This window comes from Micromonospora nigra (assembly GCF_900091585.1).
GTDB classification, from domain to species: domain Bacteria; phylum Actinomycetota; class Actinomycetes; order Mycobacteriales; family Micromonosporaceae; genus Micromonospora; species Micromonospora nigra.
This window is the reverse complement of the sequence record NZ_FMHT01000003.1, coordinates 4,228,233-4,246,062: the sequence shown is the minus strand read 5'-3', so window position 1 is coordinate 4,246,062 and position 17,830 is coordinate 4,228,233. Positions and strand designations below refer to the sequence as shown.

Below are 17,830 nucleotides of genomic sequence, written 5' to 3'. Positions count from 1 at the left end.
CGAGGCTCGCGCCGACCCGCCGACCCGCCGACCCGCCGACCCGTGCCGGGCGTCCGTCGACCCAGGGGCGAGAGCAGGTCCGCCCGACCCGTGAGGTGACAGCAGGTCCGGCCGACCGGCGAGGGCGGCGGTCAGGCCAGGTCGGCGTCGTGCACGAGCAACGCCACCTGCACCCGGTTGTTCAGGTCGAGGCGGGTCAACAGCCGCGAGACGTACGCCTTGACCGTCGCCACGCTCATGAAGAGTTCCCTGCCGATCTCGGCGTTGGTCAGTCCCCGGCCGAGCGCCACGGCGACCGCACGTTCACGCTCGGTCAACCCGGCGAGCAGCCGGACCGCCTCTTCGCGGCGCGGATCGGGGCCAGGACCGGCGGTGACGTGTGAGATCAGCGTCCGGGTCACTGTCGGTGACAGGGTGGCCTCCCCCACCGCGACCCGCCGCACCGCCCGCACGATGTCCACCGGCGGGGTGTCCTTCAGCAGGAAGCCACTGGCCCCGGCGCGCAGGGCACCCAGCACCTCCTCGTCGGCGTCGAACGTGGTCAGCACCAGCACCTCCGGCGACCGGGGGCCGGCGCGCAGCGCCTCGGTGGCCGCCAGGCCGTCCAGCCGGGGCATCCGGATGTCCATCAGCACCACGTCCGGCGCGCACGCCGCCACGGCGGCGGGCACCTCGGTGCCGTCCGTCGCCTCGCCCACCACCAGCAGGTCGGACGCCCCGCCGAGGATCATCGACAGCCCGGCCCGGACCAGCGCGTCGTCGTCGACGATCAGGACCCGCACCGGCCGATCCGTCGGTGCCTGCTCCGCGCCCGTCGGGTTCCGCCCCGCCCCGCCCACCGACACGGGCGGCGACCCCGCCGGCCCGCTCACGACGCCGGCCACGGCAGCCAGGCGGCGAGCCGGAAGTCACCCGTGTCGTCGCGGCCGTGTTCCAGTCGCCCGCCGGCCAGGCTGACCCGTTCGCCGATGCCGACCAGCCCCGTGCCGGTGCCGGGGATCCGCCCCCGGGCCGTCCCGCCGACCGGCCACGGGTTGCGGACCTCCACGCTCAGGCCCTTCCCCGGCCCGCCGGCCAGGGTGACGGTGACGGCGGTCCCGGGGGCGTGCTTGCGGGCGTTGGTCAGCCCCTCCTGCACGATCCGGTAGACACCGCGGCCGACGGCTTCGGGAACCCGGCCGGCTTCGACGAGACGGTCGTCGAGCCCGACGCGTACGCCGACCGCCCGGGACTCCTCGACCAGTGCGGGCAACTCGTCGAGCGTGGGCTGGGGCCGTTCCGGCCGCCCGCCGAGGGAGTTCTCCGCCCGCAGCACGCCGATCACCTCCCGCAGGTCCCGCAGGGCGGCGTGGGCGCTGCTCCGGATCACCCCGGCGGCCCGGCCCACCTCCTCCGGCGACGCGTCCGGGCGGAACTCCAACGCCCCGGCGTGCAGACTGAGCAGGGAGATCCGGTGGGCGAGCACGTCGTGCATCTCCCGGGCGATCCGGTTGCGTTCCAACTGCCGGGCCTGGGTCACCCGCAACTGCTGCTCTGCCTCGGCCCGTTCGGCGCGCTCGCGCAGCGACACCACCAGTTGTCGCCGGGCGCGCACGAACATGCCCCACGCCAGCACGGCAGCGCTGATGATCACCCCTAACACGACCGTCTCCCAGTAGGACAGGGTCGGGTCCGGTCGCAGCCGGGCGAACACCAGGTTGGTGACGAGGCCGGCACCGGTCAACAGCATCGCGACCGGCCACGGCCGGTGCACCACCACCGTGAAGTAGATGATCACGAGGGCGATCGACGCCGCCATCGAGAAGAAGGTCAGCGGCAGGGTGGCCACCGCCAACGCGACCGGCCACCGTCGCCGCCACCACAGCAGCACGCTGGTGACCAGCCCGAGTGCCGCGTCCGCCGGGATCATCCACCGTTCCGGCAGCGCGACGGCGAACTCGGGCGCTGCCCGCTGCGCGTCCGCGGTGACCAGCAGCACCCAGCCCACGGAGCCCAGGAAGCAGAGGGTGTCGACGATCCAGTCCCGGGTGGTGCGCCGCGCCCGCCGCCCTGCCGGCGCCTGCTCGACGGACAGCGAGCCGGGCAGCAGCCAGGGATACTCCGGGACGGCCGCACTGGTCACGCGACCATGCTAGGCAGCCGGACGGCCCGGCCGACAGCTACCAAAGTCGATGCCGGAATGCCGACCTTGGTGCAGATCACCGCAGCCCGTCGGCCGCTGCGCCAAGCCGGGCGGCCGGGGCAGGCTACCGGGCATGATCGCGGTCGAACACCTCACCAGACGGTACGGACGACACACCGCCGTCGATGACGTGTCGTTCCACTGTGCGCCGGGCACGGTGACGGGGTTCCTCGGCCCAAACGGGGCCGGCAAGTCCACCACCATGCGGATGATCTGCGGGCTCACTCCGCCGAGCGCGGGTGGAGCCACCATCGACGGGCTGCCGTACCGGCGGCTGCCCAGTCCGGGCCGGGTCGTCGGGGTGCTGCTGGACGCCTCCGCGCAGCACGCGGGGCGCACCGGCCGGGAGTCGCTGGCCGTGGCCGCCGCCACGATGGGGGTCGACCGGCACGCGGTGCTGCCGGCACTGCGCCGGGTCGGGTTGGACGCCACCGCCGCGCGTCGCCGGGTGCGGGCGTACTCGTTGGGGATGCGGCAGCGCCTCGGCCTGGCGCAGGCGCTGCTGGGCGACCCCCGGGTGCTGATCCTCGACGAGCCGGCCAACGGCCTGGACCCGGAGGGGATCTTCTGGATGCGCGGCCTGCTGCGCGACTTCGCCGACCGGGGCGGCACCGTGCTGCTCTCCTCCCACCTGCTGCGCGAGGTGGAGGCGGTCGCGGACCGGCTGTTGGTCATCGGGGGCGGCCGGCTCGTGGCACAGGGCGACAAGGACGAGCTGCTGGCCGGCGGGGGCACGCTGGTCCGCGCCCGGGACACCGCGGCGCTGCGCGGGGCGCTGGACTCCGCCGGCCTGACCGTCGCCGACGGCACCGACGGGCTGCTGGTCAGGGCCCCGGCGGAGGTGGTCGGCCGGGCCGCCGTCGACGCCGGGGTCGTGCTCACCGAACTGCGCCCGGCGGGCAGCGCCGGCCTGGAGCAGCTCTTCCTCACCCTGACCGCCGACACCCCGACCCGGGAGGCCGTCCGATGACCGGCGGCACGCGATCCGTCGCCTCCGCACACCACCCGGTGGTACGGCGACCGTCGCTGCTCCGGCTCACGGCGGTGGAGCTGCGGAAGCTCGTCGACACCCGGGCCGGCCGATGGTTGCTGGCCACCATCGGCCTGGCCGTCGTGGTGATCGTGGTGGCCCAGCTCGTCTGGTCCCCGGAGGCGGAGCAGACCTTCGTCGGGTTCTTCCTCCCGTCGCTGCTGCCGGTCGGGGTGCTGCTGCCGGTGCTCGGCATCCTGTCGATCACCAGCGAGTGGTCGCAGCGGACCGCGCTGACCACCTTCGCCCTGGTGCCCCGCCGGGAGCGGGTGGTCGCCGCGAAGCTCGCGGCGGTGGTGCTGGCGGCGGTGGCGTCGGTGGTGGCCAGCCTGGTCGTGGCCGCCGCGGGCACGCTGGTCGGAGGGGCGACGGGTGGCGCGGGCACCTGGCGGTTCGACGCGGCGTTGCTGCTGCACGCCGTCGTGTTCCAGGTGGCGAGCGTGCTGATGGGTGCCGGCTTCGGCCTGCTGTTGCTGAACACGCCGCTGGCGATCGTGAGCTATCTGCTGCTGCCCACCGGGTGGTCGATCCTCGGCGAGATCGTCCGGCCGCTGCGCGGCCCCGCCGAATGGTTGGACACCGCCCGTACCACGGAGCCGTTGTTCACCCCCGAGGTGACCGCCGGGCAGTGGGGGCGGCTCGCGGTGTCCCTGCTGGTGTGGCTGGTCGTGCCGCTGGCCGTCGGCCTGGTGCGCACACTGCGTCGCGAGGTGGTGTGATGGTACGCGGGCCGAAGTCCCCCACCAGGGTCGGCGGTGGCGTGGGTGAGCTGGTCGTGATGTGGGCCGGCTTCCCGCTGCTCGGCGCGGGTGCCGGCTGGCTGCTCGCCCTGGCGACGAATCGGGCCGCCGCGCTTTCCTGGCTGCCGCTGTGGGGTCCGTTCCGGCTGCTGGCGGAGGCGCCCGAGCCGCAGTCCACCATCGGGGCGACGGTGGTGGGCGTCCTGGTCGGTCTGTTGGTCGCGCTCGTCGGCACCCGGGATCGTCTCGTCGTCACCGTCGGTCCCGCCGGGGTGGACCTGCGCAGGCAGGGCCTGCGGTGGCACGTCGACCGGGGGCGGCTGCGGGCGGTGTTCCGCGACGGTCCGGATCTGGTGCTGGTGGGCGACGGCGGGCGGGAACTGTTCCGGGAACCGTCGGACCTGAGCACCCGGCGGCTGCGGGCCGCGTTCCAGGCCCACGACCACCCCTGGGCGGAGCAGGATCCGCACCGGGACGAGTTCCGACGCTGGGTCGAACAGTTGCCCGGCCTGCCACCCGGGGCTGACGCGTTGCTGCGGGCCCGGCAGCGGGCCGTCGAGCGGGACCGGCACGGGGAGGCCCGGGAACTGCGCGACGAGCTGGGCCGCCTCGGGGTGGTGGTCCGCGACGCGCGCCGCCGCCAGTACTGGCGGCTGGTGCCCCCGCCGGACGATCCGCCCGCCGGGGAGCCCTGACCGCGACGCGCGGTCAGCCCCCGGGTCGACCCCGTCCGCCGCGTGCCGCTGTCCGCCGCGCGCCGTCGCCGGGTCCACCGTGGCCCGGCCGCGCCGTCGTCAGGTGGCGACGAAGGCCACCGCCACGGCGGCCACCGCGAGGGAGCCGGCCACCGACAGCATCCGCCGCCACCGCGCCTTCGCGTCGATTGTCGGCAGGTCACGCCACCGGTTCGCGGCCAACGCCACCCCGACCGCCGAAACGGCGACGCCGACGGGCCACAGCCAGGCGGGAACCACCGACCAGTCCCCCAGCCGGTGCCCCAGCCCGAGGTACACGAAGGCCCACACCGCCGCCGGCACCACGGTCACCCGGTCCAGTTGCCGACGGCGGGCGGTCGTCAGCAGCGCCAGCCCGCCGAGGAAGGTGAAGGCCACCGCGAGCCCGCCGCCGATCCACACCGGAACCGCCGACACCCCCGACCCGGCCTCCTTCTCCGGTACGCCGAGCAGCCGCAGCCCGATCGGCTCGACGGCCTTGTCGGTGTTGCCGAGCACCACCACCCCCGGCCGGTGGCCCGTTCGAAGCCCACGTAGGACCGGAAGCCGCTGGTCGCGCCGTTGTGCCAGACGATCTCGCGGTCCGCGTAGCGGGTGGTGAACCAGCCGTACCCGACGCGGCGGTGCCCCTCGTCGTCGAAGCGGGCGGTGGCGGCGTCCGCGCCCGGGGCGGTGCCGGCGAGGGTCGCGCCGACCAGCCGGGCCAGGTCCTCGGCGGTGGACCACGGGCCGACGCCGGCCGGGGCGTACCCGCTGCTCACCCAGGGGTCGAGGGATCCGCCGCCGGCCTTCGCTCCCCGGGCGCGCCCCGCCGGCAGGTCGCCGTCGTCGGTGGCGATCACGGTGGCGGTCATGCCCAGCGGCGCGAGCAGCCGGCGTTGCAGCAGCTCGGGGTACGCGACGCCGGCCTTCGCGGCGAGCGCGTGGCCGAGCAGGGAGGGGCCGAGGTTGGAGTAGTCGACCGTGCCCCGCCCGTCGCCGGGCTCGACGTCGTTGCCGGCGGCGCGGATGCCGGCCACGTCCTGCCCGGCGTAGGGGTTGCCGCCGGAGATGTTGGCCCACAGGACCCGGACCCAGTGCAGGGGGGTGCTGAAGGCGAGGCGCGGCAGGCCGGCCCGGTGGCTGGACAGCTCGGCGAGGGTGACGTCGCGGGCGGGGCCGGTCATCTCCGGCCAGGTGACGCCGAGCGGGTCGTCGGGACGGACGACTCCGGCGGCGGCCTGGTCGGCGAGCAGCATGCCGGTCATGACCTTCGTGACGGAGCCGATCTCGAAGGCGGTGCCCGGCTCGACCGGCCCGCCGGCGGGGTTCCGGTCACCGAGGCCGGCGACCCGGACCCGGCCGTCCTCGACGAGGGCGACGGCGAGACCGCGGTGGCCCTGCGGGTCGGGCACGGCCGCGCGGACGGTGCCGGCGAGGTCGGCGTCCCCGGTGGTCTGCGCGCCGAGCCGGGGCGCGCGGGGCATGAGGGCGAACCCGACGAGGCCGGCGACGAGCCCGGCGACGACGGTGAGGACGGTCGGCATACGCATGAGGGGTTCCTTCCGTCGGAGCGAGGGGGCCAGAGGTCACCGGGGCCGGTGGACGGCGGCGGTGGGCGTCCGGCGGGCGGACAGGTACGGGTGGCGGTCAGCGGCCGGACCGCCTCCGAGGTACGTCGCTCGGCCGGTGGGGTCAGCGGCCGATGGCGGTGAGGACGGCCAGCAACGGCACGACGCGTTCGGCGGGGACGACCCAGCGGCCCCGGCCGGAGCTGCGCAGCCAACCGGCGGCGGCGAGTTGGCGCAGGTGGTGGTGGAGCTGGCCGGTGGTGCCCAACTCCTCGATGTCGGCGAGTTCACCGGTGCCGTGCCGGCCACCGAGCACCTCCCGCAGCAGCCGCAGCCGCACGGGGTGGGCCAGGGCGGCAAGGGTCGGGGCCAGGCCCGACCAGTCGTCGGCGAGCAGGTCGTCGACGGTGCGGCCGTACTGCCAGTCGTAGTTGAGCTCGCCGACGCGGACCGTGCCGGTGTAGAGCACCGCGCCGGAACTGCCGGGCGGCAGCCGCTGCTTGAGCCCGTCGAGGGCCCAGAACGTGCCGCTCGCGGTGGGCGGCGGTTCGCCGGGAGTTCCCGTCGCGATTCGTTCGGTCAACTCGGCGACCTGCGTCTCCAGCGCCGCCAGTCGGTCCTCCACACTCGCCATCATTCGATACTACGAAGGTACGTACTTCCGTGCAACACGGCGGACGGACGGGCACCGCCGGACCCGAACGGACGCCGTCGGACGCGGGCGGACGCCGCCGGACCGGACGCGGGCGGGCACCGCCGGACCCGGGCGGATGTCCTGGACCGGACCCGCCCGGTTAGTCCGGTCACCTGGCGTTGACGAGCGGCTGCGGGCGGGTAAGCGGATGAGATGGCGAACACGATCCCCGACATCAGGTTGAACGACGGCAACACCATCCCGCAGTTGGGCTTCGGGGTGTACCAGATCGAGCCCCCGGACACGGTCGACGCGGTCCGCAGGGCCCTCGACGTCGGCTACCGGCACGTCGACACCGCCGAGATGTACGGCAACGAGGCCGGTTCGGCCAGGCGGTGCGCACCTCCGGGTTGAAGCGCGAGGACGTCTTCATCACCAGCAAGCTCAACAACGGCTTCCACCGGCCCGACGACGCCCGCAAGGCGTTCGAGTCGACCCTCGACGCGCTGAAGATGGACCACATCGACCTGTTCCTCATCCACTGGCCGCTGCCGACCCGGTACGACGGCGACTTCGTCTCCACCTGGCGGGTGCTGGAGGAGTTCAAGGCCGACGGCCGCGCCCGTTCCATCGGGGTGTCCAACTTCCAGGTCGCCCACCTGGAGCGGCTGGCCGCCGAGACGGACACCGTGCCGGCGGTCAACCAGATCGAGGTGCACCCGTACTTCGGCAACGAGCAGGTGCGCGCGTACGGGCGGGAGCACGGCATCCCCACCCAGGCGTGGTCGCCGATCGCGCAGGGCGCGGTGCTCGACGACCCGACCGTGGTCGACATCGCCCGCCAGCTCGACCGGACGGCGGCGCAGGTGGTGCTGCGCTGGCACGTGCAGCGCGGCGACATCGTCTTCCCGAAGTCGAGCAACCCCGCGCGGATCGAGGAGAACTTCCGCGTCTTCGACTTCGAGCTGGACGAGGCCACGATGGCGCGGATCACGGCCCTGGACAGGGGCGAGGCGGGCCGGCAGGGACCCCACCCGGACACCTTCGACTACATTCCGGCCTGACGTAGCCCCGCGCACCGCAGCCACAGCTCCGGCCCGCCGTGGAGCACGGCGGCGCTCGTCAGTCGGTGGGGGCGACCGAGGTGCGCGTGCCCAGCAGGTCGACGAGGCTCGCCATCGCGGCCTGGAAGTCGACGCGGTCGGCGGCGTGGAAGCGCCGGAAGAACCAGTCGGGTACGCGTGCCTGCCCCTGCCGACTGTGAAAGATCAGATCCTGGGTCTGCCGGGCGAGGGTCAGCAGGTCCGGTGCGGTCGACGGGTCGTCGCCGTGCCGGACGGCCGCGGTGACGCGGCGTTGCAGGATGGTCTGGGCACGCTCGCGCTCGGCGGCGACGTCGCGCTGCCCCCGGTAGATCTCCATACCGAGCAGGAGAGCACCGAGCGACGGTACGAACCACTGCACCAGCAGTTGCGACACGGTGAGGCCGGCGGTCACCGCGAAGACGACCCCGACGCCCATCCAGAGGGCCACCCCGGCGAGCACCGCGTAGGAGTAGCGGCGCCGCAGCCGGGATCCCCAGCCGAGGTTCTGCTGCTGACAGGCGAGCACGTCGTACGGTCGGGGCAGCGGCGGCACCTCGTAGTAGTCGCGGAGGTACTTCTCACCGCCCCGGTAGGCGCGGTCGAGGCGGCTGACCTCCTCCGGTGCGAGCTGGTCACCGGCTGCCACGGCGTTCCAGGGCAGGCCGAACAGCCGCACGTCGAACATCTCCTGAAGGACGGCTGCCCGGCGAACCTGCCCCCGCGACCAGGTGCCGAGCCCGATCGCGTTGGCGACCGCCCAGAGGGCGCCCACCGCGGTGACGGCGGTGGCCGACACGCCGGTCAGGGCGACCACCGCTCCGGCGGCACCGATGGCCACGGAGATGGCCAGCCGGAGGTTGTCGAGCCGTTGCGCCCGCGAATGGCAGACCGACATCGCGTGGAGAAGGGACATCATCTCGGGCTCGTTCTGGCGCCTGAGCAGGGAATCAGTGCACTCCGTCACGTCAGCCTCCCGTTCCGTGACGATTCTATATCCAGAACGCTTGATGTGACCGACAGCATCGAATCGCGCGCCCAAAGCGATCAACTAGCTACTTTTGAGTAGGTAAAAGAGTTTCTACGAACAAATACCGCGTTCGCCCGAAAGTTGAGGTAGCTTGACCTCCGCGCCCACCGCGCATCCCTCATTCGGACGAGTCACCCCCGCTCGTCCGCGTCCACTTTCACCACTCGTGGAAGGTCCAACGATGGGCTTGGGCGACGGTCCCGCCGACGAGTTCGAAGAGTATGTGCAGGATGCGACAGTCTCGGCCGCGTTGCGGGACTGGGCGGCCGGCCTCGGCGTCACCGTGAGCCCGCCGTCCCGCACGGCGAGGCGGCGCGGGCGCAGCGACGCCGACCTCGTTCCGGTCATCGTGGAGAGGCACGACGGTCGGGACGCCGCGCAGTTGTACGTCAAGGTGCTGCCCTCCCGGGAGGCGGCCCGGGAGACCGCCCGGCACGCGGCGGCGCGGGACGTCGACCCCGGATTCGCCGAACGTCACCTGGTCCGGCAGCCGTACCCACGACACCCGGTCGGTGACGGCCGCTACCTGATGTTCCAGGACATCGCCCACGGCGCGGAGCAGGTCGTCCCGCTCGCGGAGGTGGAGGACGAGCAGCTCATCGACGCCTACCGGACCGTCCTGGACCGGATCCAGTCCGGCTGGCACCGACAGGGTCGACGGAGGAGACGGACGACCGTCGGCGAGTTCGTGCGTCGCGAACTGACCGACGCCGGGGCCTTGGTGGACGTACGCGAATCGGTCCGCGCGCTCGGTCTGCGGGACCTCGACGCGGACTGGCTCGTCGACGAGGCGACCGGGACGGTGGTCCCGAACCCGCTCCGCCTGCCGGAGCCGCACTCCCCCTTCCACGACGACCCGCTCGACCAGCTGTGCGCGGTGTCGCACGGAGACCTGCACAGCCGCAATGTCCTCTTTCCGTGCTCCCGCCGGGGCAGGGTGGAGGTCACGAAGTTCTGCCTGGTGGACACCGACCGCTTCGCCACCGACGCCCCTCTCACCCGGGACCTGGTCAGCCTGATGCTGGACGCCGTCCTGCCCGACATCGCGGCAGGGATGACGACCGTCCAGGCCGACGCGCTGCGGGCACTGCTGATCGACCCGGCCGAGCGGGCGTCGGACCGGCTGCCCCCGCTGCCCGCCGGCGTGATCCGGTCCTGCTACCAGGTGGGGCTGGCCGCTGCCAGCGAGGGCAACTGGCGCGGGGAGTGGCGGGCCCAGTACCTGCTCTCGCTGGCGAGCCAGGCCCTGATCTGCTGCACGTACGACGACGCGGGGCCGGCGGGACGGGCCTGGTACTTCCGACTGGCCGCCCACGCGGCGGAGGCGTACCGCCGGGAGTTTCGGCCGACCGTCGTCCCGCCCCCGGCGGAGTCCCTGCCGGCCGTGCCGTCAGTCGGGTCGGCCGGGGCCACCCGACCGTCACGCACCCGCAACGACCCGTCGGTGCGGTTCGAAGGCACGGGGCCGCAGCCGAGCCAGCAGAACCGGGGCGGCCCCCTGGACCGGGCGCGACCCGAGCAGGCGAAGCAGTCCGTCGACATCGGGCTACCGCCGTGGCCGTTCGATCCGGTGATCATCTCGGACGGGGGCGTTCCCGCATGGTGGCACGAGGTGACCACGTCGTCTTCCGCCCGGCCGGCGGAGGAGGGCAACACCCCCCGCTTCCACGAGGGTGCCGCACCGACCGGCAACGCGCCGGGCGCGGTGACCGGCGACCTGCCCGGCACGGCGACCGGCAACGCGGCCGGTGCCGACCGGGTCGGCGGAACAGGTCGGTCCACCGTGCGTGGCGGGAAGCGGCGTGGGATCCGATCGGAACCCCGGCACGCCGTGGCCCGCAGCCCACAGGCGATTCCGCGGCCCCGGCAGCCCGTGGAGGGCGAGTCGCTTCCGGGTACGCCGCCCCCACCCCAGACCCGGCTGGCGCCCCGGCTGCGGGTCCTGCTGGTGATCCTGCTGGGCGGTGCCTCCTTGGCGTCGCTGGTGACCGTGGGGACGGCCACGGTGCGGGACCGTGGCGAGGAGCCGGCGCCGCCGGCCACCGGTGCGCCGCCCGGCGTGACACCGCCGTCGGCAACGCCGGGCGGTAGCGACGCGCCGGCACGACTCGCCGACCTGGCGCTGATGGTGGCGGGACTGCGACCCACGCCCGTCGCGGGGACGTACACCGTCGTCTGCCGGCGGATCTGGTCGCCGAACGACCTGGCACCCGGAATCGACCCGGCGAGGTACCGGGACGAGCAGTTGTGGTGGAGCGCGCGGCTGTCCGGCCGCCGGGTGGTCACTCCGGTCGTGAAGGGTCGCCGGTCATCCGGCCCGACGATGTCCCGGTACCGGCAGGGTGACCTGACGGAGATCCCGTCGTTGCCGTCGGCGGACCCCGCGGAACTGCGTGAACAGCTTGCCGCGCAACTGGGCGAGCTGCCGCCGGAACTGCGCAGCACCGCCGGGATGTTGCACCTCGTCAGCCGGCTCTTCCGATACCACCTCCTCGACCCGGGCCAGCGGTCGGCGCTGCTGTACGAGCTGGCGGCGACGCCGGGCATCCGGTACCGGGGCGCGTACCCGGACCGGGCGGACCGGCCGGGGCTGGCGTTCAGCGCCGACGACAGCCAGGGCCGCCGCGAGACGCTGCTGTTCGACCCGGCCAGCGGCGAACTGCTCAGCCACGAGACGACTTCGGTCACCGGCGAGCAGACCCTCGGCTACCAGCTCTTCCTGACCAGGACACGGACCGACACGACCGACGGCCCCCGCTGCGCCTGACCGGGGCCCGGACTTCGGGCCACCTCGCCGTCGCGGGGCGGTGACCACCGACCGTGACGTCACACGCAGCGGCGCACCACGTAGTTGGCCCAGTTGCGGTAGGGGGTGACGTCGCTGCTGACCCGCCTGCTCGTGCCGACGTCGAAGAGCCGGGTGTCGTAGTAGTAGAACGAGACGGAGCCGCTGGAGAGGTTGTAGTGCGCCGACTCCACCCGGAACTGCCACTTCCAGGTGGCGAGGCTCTGTCGGCCACAGTCGGAGAGCCGGCCCCGGGGATACCCGTAGTTGGGCCACTCGTAGAAGCAGTACCAGCCCCACGGGCAGTCGGCGACGCCGAGGGTCCCCACCGGTGCGCGAAGCGTCACGACGAAGGTCCCGTCGCCGTAGCTGATCTCGTTGTCGTTGAGCACGGTGCCGCCGGGATGAGTCGCCAGGTAGTTCGCCAGCAACCGGTCGGCGGTGGTCTGGTCGCCGCCCTGGGCCGCCCGCGCGGCGGCCGGTGCCGAGACGGCGACCAGGAGCCAGACGAGCGCGGCGGCGAGCACTGTACGAATTGGATGGATACTGACCATTCGACACCTCGCGGTGGTGGCGCGCAGGAACGGACGGAACGAACACCCACGACCGGGTCAGTCGGGGTCGTGCGGCGCGAGGAATGGGTGGACCCCCGCCGGAACGAGCATATGGACCGGACTTCTCTGATCACCAGTTCGAGCAGGTGGAGCTACTTGCCGCCATATTGACAACGCGCCAATCGGGCAGGCTCGGGCGCTTTACCTATTGCCGACTGTCAATTACATGGAAGTTGCACCGAGTGCCTCGCGCCTGACCGGAAACCGACTCTTTCGGCCGCCTCGAACCGCTCGCTCTGCCAGGTGCGCAGGGCGTGTTTGACGCGGCGGTTCTCGTCGCGAACCAGGTCGAGTTGGCGGGCGCGGTGCTGGAGTTCGTGGGCCAGGCGCTCCAGCAGGGCGTGGACGGCGTCCGGTTCGTAGCCGCGACGGCCGAGCCGGGTTCGGGGCAGCTCGACGGCGGCGATCCGGTCGGGGGTCAGCGGGCCGTTCAGGAAAGGACCGGTGAGGGCGTGGCCGCTAAGGGCGTGCCGGCTTCGGTAGACGGCCATCAGTGACCGGGGATGTCGGGCAGGTGGATGCGGTCGGCCGGGACACCGACGGCGAGCAGTCGCAGTCGGGCACCGGCCAGCATGGCCGGCGGACCGCAGAGGTGGACGTCCTGATCGGGGTGGTGATGGTCGAGGGCGATGGTGAGGGCGTCGCCCCGCTCAATCGGCTCGGCGCACGGGTCGTGGCTGAAGGCGGGCACGACGGTCAGCCAGTCGTGGGCGTTCTGGAGCCGGTCGAGGGTGATCGCGTCGTACAGCTCGACGAAGGTACGGGTGCCGACGACCAGGGTCACCCGTCGACTCCCTCGGGTGCGGGCGACCTGTTCGACCAGGGCGCGCAGCGGCGCCAGCCCGGTGCCGCCGGCCACGAGCAGCAGGTCCGCCGAGGAGTGCGGTTCGAGCCGCAGGCCCGTGTCGCAGGGTGGGCCGAGCCAGAGGGGCTCGCCGGGGCGTACCTCGTGGACGAGGCTACGGGAGACGGTGCCGACGGCGCGGACGTGCAGCTCGACGGTGCCGTCGGGGCGTGGGGCGTTCGCCGGGGAGAACCAGCGCCACCGGCCGGGGTGGCGCGGCGTGCAGACCGGCACGGCGTGGCCGGGCCGGTGGGGCAGGGGACGTCGCGGGCGTACGGTCAGAATGGCGATCGTGTCGCACGGCCGGTCGTGGTCGACCACCTCGGCGGGCCACCAGGCCGGGCCGTCGCCGACGTGGCCGGCGGCGCGCCGCACGGCCCGCGCGGCGCGGCGGCCGGCGCGTTCCCAGGCGGCGGTGTGCGACGGCGTCCACCGTGGACGGGCGTGCCGGGCCACGGCGGCCAGGAGGGCGTCGTCGACGGTGGCGGCGTGCGGGAGCAGCCGGTGGCGGCGGTACGCGCGGCCGAGCACGGCCAGCAGCGCCGCCCGCCCGGCCGGGTCGTCGCCGCCGACGGTGAGCCGGCCGAGGGCAGCGAGGAGCAGCGGCGCGTCCCGCTCGGGGAGCAGCCCGGGGCGACGGTCCTCCAGCGTGCGCCAGGCATCGCCGACGATCCTTCCCACGGCCGCCTCCCAGGCGGCGGTGAGGGTCACGCGTCCACCTCGCCGGCGAACGCCCGCCGCACCCGCGCGATCCGGTCGTCGGGCAGGTCCAGCGCCCACAGCACCCCGATCAGGTAGTCCACGACGCGTCGGTGCTGCGCCTCGGACAGGCCCAGGCCGCGCCACGCGTCCGCCGCCGGCTCGTCGCCGAGCGCCGCGTCGAGGCTCGCCGTCAGGTGCGCGGCGAGCCGGTCAAGATCGACCCCGATGAGGTACGGCGACAGCTCGGCGTCCGCCACCACCAGCCGCAGCCAACGGGTCACCACCTCCGGAGCCGTCATGCCGGGGTGCCGGGGTGCCGGTTGCCGTCGGCGAGCTGGGCCTCGGTGAGGCCGGCGGCGTCGAGCGTGGCCCTGCCCCAGCGGGCGAGGCGGCAGGGGTACGGGACGCGTTCGCTGCGGCAGAGCTCGCCCTCCGGCCAGCTCTCCGGTGCGTGGGTGCGGACGGCCCGGACGGCGAGGGCGAGATCCTCGTCGGTGACGGGCATGAGGACGGGAAAGTCGTCGGTGACGGGCGTGTGGGCCGGGACGTTGTCGGTGACGGGCGTGTGGACCGGGACGTTGTCGAGCCGGGTGGGCATGCGCGGCTCCGGGGTTCTGGGTCTTTTGGAGTGGCGCCGGAGCGGGCGGGGTCGGGGCTGCGTCGTTCGGGTCGACGCGGCCCCGGAGCCCAGCACCCGCCCCTGGCCATGCGCCGACTCTCGCGGTTGTGCCGGGGTGTGGTGATGCCGTGATGATCGTTTTGGCGATACACGGGGCGTATCGCGCCAACTACTCAGCGAGTGTGGCGCCTCTGCAGCCGCACCGCCGCGCGGTGCACCGCTGGCGAGCCGCAGTTCAATCCGCGGGCCCGAGCAGATCCCATCGGTTGCCGGCGATGTCGAGGAAGACCGCGACCCGGCCGTAGGGCTCGGTGCGCGGTGGGCGGACGAAGGTGACGCCGGCCCCGGCCATCCGCTGGTATACGCCGTCGAAGTCGTCAACGCGCAGGAAGAAGCCGACCCGGCCGGCCGCCTGGTTGCCGACAGCCGCGCGCTGGTGTTCCCCGTCGGCGCGGGCGAGCAGAATCCCGGTCTGCGCGCCCGGCGGCCGGACGACCACCCATCGCTTGGGTCGCCCGTCGTTGGTCAGCGATGGGGAGTCCTCGATGAGCTCGAAGCCGAGCGTCTCGGTGAAGAACTCGATCGCCGGGTCGTACTCCTCGACGATCAGCGCCACCAGGTCGATCTGCACCCTGGCAGCGTAGGCGGCACCGCGCCAGGGACGGCAGATCGCCATGCGGGCAGGAACCGTCGGTTGTGGTCGTCGCGGGTCGGGCTGGCCGCTGAGCCTGCCAGCCCGGCTGCCGTGCGGTGATTGACGGCGGGAGCATCGTCGGTATGCGTGCTGCGTATGCCGGGCCGCCACGGAGCGGCTTCAATGGATAGGCTCGACGAGTCGAAATGGACGGAGCCACCTGCGCATGGCGAGGTTGCCGGTGACACACGCGAACTGCCCCCGGTGTGGGGGACGGCTGGCCCGCGACAACGACAGCGGACGCTGCACCCCGTGCCAGGCCGCCGAGCGTGACCGGTTGAGTGCGCCGCCGACGGTGCCGGCGACCTTCTGGGAGCACGCGCCGGTCCGGCGGGCGTTGGCGGAGCGACACCTCGGGCGGGTGATCCGGGCGTACCGGTGCCATCCGTACCACGGCCGGACCGCGTTGCCGCAGACCGTGGTGGCGGGGTGGCTGGGAATCACGCAGGCGCAACTGAGCCGGGTGGAGAACGGACCTCCGCTGGTGCACTTGGACCGACTGACGCACTGGGCGCAGGTGCTTCGTATCCCCATGGAGCATCTGTGGTTCACACTTCCGGGCCGGGTCCATCGTATGAGGGACAATGCTGTAGCTGTGGCCCCTGTGTCTGACCAGCAGATTTCGGGACCAGACGAGGGTCGGCGGGCGCTGTTGGCCGGTATCGCCGCCGTCGCCGCCGGAGCGGGGCTCATCGGCGGTACGGGCCTCGTTCAGGCTCGAAGGATCGGCGCTGCGGATGTCACTCGCCTGAACGCCGTGCTGGAGCTGTACCGCTCGGTGGACTACGAATGCGGCGGCGGGCTGCTTTACCAGGAGGTGGCCCGGTTCGCCGAGTCGGTGTACCGCATGCTCGACTGGTCGCACCCGGCCGGGCTGACTCCACGCCTTGTTGCGGCGGTGGCGGCGGCCCGACAACTGGCCGGCTGGACGGCACTCGACGCGGGTCGCCACCATGACGCGCAGCGGCACTTCGTCGCAGGCGAGCGGGCTGCGCTGACCGCTGAGGACGGTCTACTGGCCGCAATGATCCGATACTCTCAGGCCAAACAGCTTCAACACCTCCGACACAACCGGGACGCACTCGCGACTCTGCAACTCGCTCACGCGCAGCTCGGGTCACACGCCACCCCGGCGATCAAGGCCCTGCTCTGGGGTGCGGAAGCCGCCTCCGTCGCGGCACTCGGCGACCACCGGGCCGCCGTGGCCACCCTCGGCAAGGCGAGCGATCATTTCGAGCGGATCAGCAGCGAACGCGAGCCGGGCTGGTTGGCCTTCTACGACCGTGGGGAGTTGTTCGCCCAGTACGGCCGCGTCTACCGGGACAAGGCCCGGCAGGACAGCAAACACGCGCCCGAGGCAGTTCGCTGGGTCCAGGACGCAATCGCCGCCTTCGGACCGGCGAACGTTCGGAGCACGGTTCTCAACGAGGTTGGCCTGTGCAGCGCGTTGTTCCTCGCCGACGAGCCCGAGCAGGCACTTGCGGTAGGTGCCCGCGTAGTGGAGCAGGCGCGAACGATGAGCTCCAAGCGGGTGATCGATCGGGTTGTCAACCTGCGCCGCGACCTGGGACGACACCGAGGGCTCCCGCAGGTTGCCGAGTTCGAGCGCCGTCTCACCGCTGACGCTGTGGCGGCCAGATGAGTGGACGGTTCTCCGAGGAGGCGATGACGGCGGCCATGCGGGAGGTCGCCGCCGTCCTGGGCGTTCCGTCGGAGGATGCGCAGTTGCTGCGGTTGACCAACAACGCTGTCTTCGCCCTGCCCCGACAGGGCATCGTCATCCGGATCGGGCGTACCCATCGGCTCCGCGACCGGATGACAAAGGTCGTCCAGCTCGGACGCTGGTTCGAGAAGGTCGACGCGCCGACAATACGCTTGGCACCGAATGTCGAGCAGCCGATCGAAGTTGGGGACCTAGCCGCCTCGGTGTGGACATATCTTCCGCCACAGTCACCTGCTCCGACGGTGCAAGAACTCGGCTCGGTGCTGCGTGAGTTCCACGCACTCGACGTCCCACCTCTTCCTCTCCCGCGGTGGGATCCGATCGCCGACGCACGGCGCCGACTTGTCGACGCTGAGGGTCTCGACGGACGCGACCGCGACTACCTGGCGCACTGGTGTGACCGCCTGGAAACGCGGGTCGAAGCCCTCGCCGAGCGCGCCACCGGACAACTGGTCCACGGCGACGCGCACGTCGGCAACCTGCTACGCGATCCTCAGGGGCGGGCTGTCTTGTGCGATTTCGACGCCACGTGCGTCGGGCCGTGGCAGGTCGACCTGGTGGCGGTTGCCGTGGGAGAAGCCAGGTTCGGAGTCGCGAACGCGCACCGCACCTTGGCGGCTGCCTACGGCTCCGATGTCACCACCGACCCGTCCTGGCCACTGCTACGCGAGGCTCGTGAGCTGAAGATGATCGTCGCCGCCGTACCGCTCCTGGCCGGTTCACCGGCCGTCGCTGCCGAATTCGCCACCCGCCTCCGGTCGGTGCAGCAGGCTGACCACGGGACACGCTGGACACCCTTCGCCGATCTGACCGATTTGCACCGGGAATGGCAGCTATGAACTTTGCCCACTCCGGTCCAACGAGCGG

General features: G+C 72.8%; 18 protein-coding genes and 1 pseudogene. 7 read left to right on the top strand and 12 right to left on the bottom strand.

All coding sequences use genetic code 11. The features are described 5' to 3' along the window. Positions 1-131 precede the first annotated feature (131 nt). Positions 132-845 (bottom strand): response regulator, encoded by a 714-nt coding sequence (locus tag GA0070616_RS18435; protein WP_425413002.1) that lies wholly within the window; start codon positions 843-845, stop codon positions 132-134. Positions 846-868: 23 nt separating this feature from the next. Beyond that, complete coding sequence (locus tag GA0070616_RS18430) at positions 869-2,122, bottom strand: sensor histidine kinase (protein WP_091084198.1); 1,254 nt, start codon at positions 2,120-2,122, stop codon at positions 869-871. Positions 2,123-2,255: 133 nt separating this feature from the next. Between GA0070616_RS18430 and GA0070616_RS18425 the strand changes: the two genes are divergently transcribed. From GA0070616_RS18425 to GA0070616_RS18415, 3 genes are read left to right on the top strand one after another with little or no spacing between them, the layout of a single operon-like run. Continuing rightward, positions 2,256-3,152 carry an ABC transporter ATP-binding protein gene (locus GA0070616_RS18425; protein WP_091084194.1) on the top strand — a complete coding sequence of 299 codons (897 nt, stop codon included), beginning with the start codon at positions 2,256-2,258 and terminating at the stop codon, positions 3,150-3,152. After that, complete coding sequence (locus tag GA0070616_RS18420; protein WP_091084189.1) at positions 3,149-3,931, top strand: ABC transporter permease; 783 nt, start codon at positions 3,149-3,151, stop codon at positions 3,929-3,931. The genes GA0070616_RS18425 and GA0070616_RS18420 overlap by 4 nt, the downstream gene beginning before the upstream one ends. Continuing rightward, complete coding sequence (locus tag GA0070616_RS18415; RefSeq protein WP_091084186.1) at positions 3,931-4,647, top strand: YqeB family protein; 717 nt, start codon at positions 3,931-3,933, stop codon at positions 4,645-4,647. Before GA0070616_RS18420 ends, GA0070616_RS18415 begins: the two co-directional genes overlap by 1 nt. Positions 4,648-4,746: 99 nt before the next feature. Here the strand turns inward: GA0070616_RS18415 and GA0070616_RS18410 are convergent, their stop codons facing one another. The 3 genes from GA0070616_RS18410 to GA0070616_RS18400 all read right to left on the bottom strand — a co-directional run bounded on the left by GA0070616_RS18410 (position 4,747) and on the right by GA0070616_RS18400 (position 6,870). Then, complete coding sequence (locus tag GA0070616_RS18410) at positions 4,747-5,064, bottom strand: hypothetical protein (protein ID WP_139128941.1); 318 nt, start codon at positions 5,062-5,064, stop codon at positions 4,747-4,749. After that, complete coding sequence (locus GA0070616_RS18405; RefSeq protein WP_091084179.1) at positions 5,028-6,218, bottom strand: serine hydrolase domain-containing protein; 1,191 nt, start codon at positions 6,216-6,218, stop codon at positions 5,028-5,030. The genes GA0070616_RS18410 and GA0070616_RS18405 overlap by 37 nt, the downstream gene beginning before the upstream one ends. Positions 6,219-6,360: 142 nt before the next feature. Then, the gene (locus GA0070616_RS18400; protein WP_245712822.1) at positions 6,361-6,870 is read right to left on the bottom strand and encodes an ArsR/SmtB family transcription factor; all 510 of its coding nucleotides are present in this window, start codon (positions 6,868-6,870) and stop codon (positions 6,361-6,363) included. A 213-nt stretch (positions 6,871-7,083) separates the two neighbouring features. Between GA0070616_RS18400 and GA0070616_RS18395 the strand changes: the two are divergent. Continuing rightward, positions 7,084-7,934: pseudogene (locus GA0070616_RS18395) on the top strand (aldo/keto reductase). Positions 7,935-7,992: 58 nt separating this feature from the next. On the opposite strand, the gene GA0070616_RS18390 reads toward GA0070616_RS18395, so the two are convergent. After that, positions 7,993-8,919, bottom strand: coding sequence for an S-4TM family putative pore-forming effector (locus GA0070616_RS18390; RefSeq protein WP_281188186.1), 927 nt, complete (start codon positions 8,917-8,919; stop codon positions 7,993-7,995). Positions 8,920-9,163: 244 nt separating this feature from the next. Between GA0070616_RS18390 and GA0070616_RS18385 the strand changes: the two genes are divergently transcribed. After that, the gene (locus tag GA0070616_RS18385; RefSeq protein ID WP_091084168.1) at positions 9,164-11,749 is read left to right on the top strand and encodes a hypothetical protein; all 2,586 of its coding nucleotides are present in this window, start codon (positions 9,164-9,166) and stop codon (positions 11,747-11,749) included. A gap of 59 nt (positions 11,750-11,808) precedes the next feature. Here GA0070616_RS18385 and GA0070616_RS18380 read toward each other — a convergent pair whose 3' ends face one another. The 6 genes from GA0070616_RS18380 to GA0070616_RS18355 all read right to left on the bottom strand — a co-directional run bounded on the left by GA0070616_RS18380 (position 11,809) and on the right by GA0070616_RS18355 (position 15,177). Then, positions 11,809-12,294: a hypothetical protein gene (locus tag GA0070616_RS18380; RefSeq protein ID WP_091084164.1), complete on the bottom strand. Its 486-nt coding sequence runs from the start codon at positions 12,292-12,294 to the stop codon at positions 11,809-11,811. Between the two features lie 245 nt (positions 12,295-12,539). Next, positions 12,540-12,872, bottom strand: a complete 333-nt coding sequence (locus tag GA0070616_RS27715; RefSeq protein WP_139128939.1) for a DivIVA domain-containing protein — start codon at positions 12,870-12,872, stop codon at positions 12,540-12,542. Further along, positions 12,872-13,936: an oxidoreductase gene (locus GA0070616_RS18370; protein ID WP_091084161.1), complete on the bottom strand. Its 1,065-nt coding sequence runs from the start codon at positions 13,934-13,936 to the stop codon at positions 12,872-12,874. The genes GA0070616_RS27715 and GA0070616_RS18370 overlap by 1 nt, the downstream gene beginning before the upstream one ends. Beyond that, entirely contained in the window at positions 13,933-14,226 is a 294-nt protein-coding gene (locus tag GA0070616_RS18365; RefSeq protein ID WP_091084156.1) for a globin family protein, read from the bottom strand. Before GA0070616_RS18365 ends, GA0070616_RS18370 begins: the two co-directional genes overlap by 4 nt. After that, entirely contained in the window at positions 14,223-14,525 is a 303-nt protein-coding gene (locus GA0070616_RS18360) for a hypothetical protein (RefSeq protein ID WP_245712821.1), read from the bottom strand. The genes GA0070616_RS18365 and GA0070616_RS18360 overlap by 4 nt, the downstream gene beginning before the upstream one ends. Before the next feature lie 256 nt (positions 14,526-14,781). Beyond that, on the bottom strand, positions 14,782-15,177 hold the full coding sequence (locus tag GA0070616_RS18355; protein WP_245712820.1) for a VOC family protein: 396 nt from the start codon (positions 15,175-15,177) through the stop codon (positions 14,782-14,784). A 229-nt stretch (positions 15,178-15,406) separates the two neighbouring features. Here GA0070616_RS18355 and GA0070616_RS18350 point away from each other — a divergent pair, with 229 nt between their 5' ends. Further along, positions 15,407-16,882: a helix-turn-helix domain-containing protein gene (locus GA0070616_RS18350; RefSeq protein ID WP_483819051.1), complete on the top strand. Its 1,476-nt coding sequence runs from the start codon at positions 15,407-15,409 to the stop codon at positions 16,880-16,882. After that, entirely contained in the window at positions 16,879-17,802 is a 924-nt protein-coding gene (locus tag GA0070616_RS18345; protein ID WP_245712818.1) for a phosphotransferase, read from the top strand. Before GA0070616_RS18350 ends, GA0070616_RS18345 begins: the two co-directional genes overlap by 4 nt. Positions 17,803-17,830 lie beyond the last annotated feature (28 nt).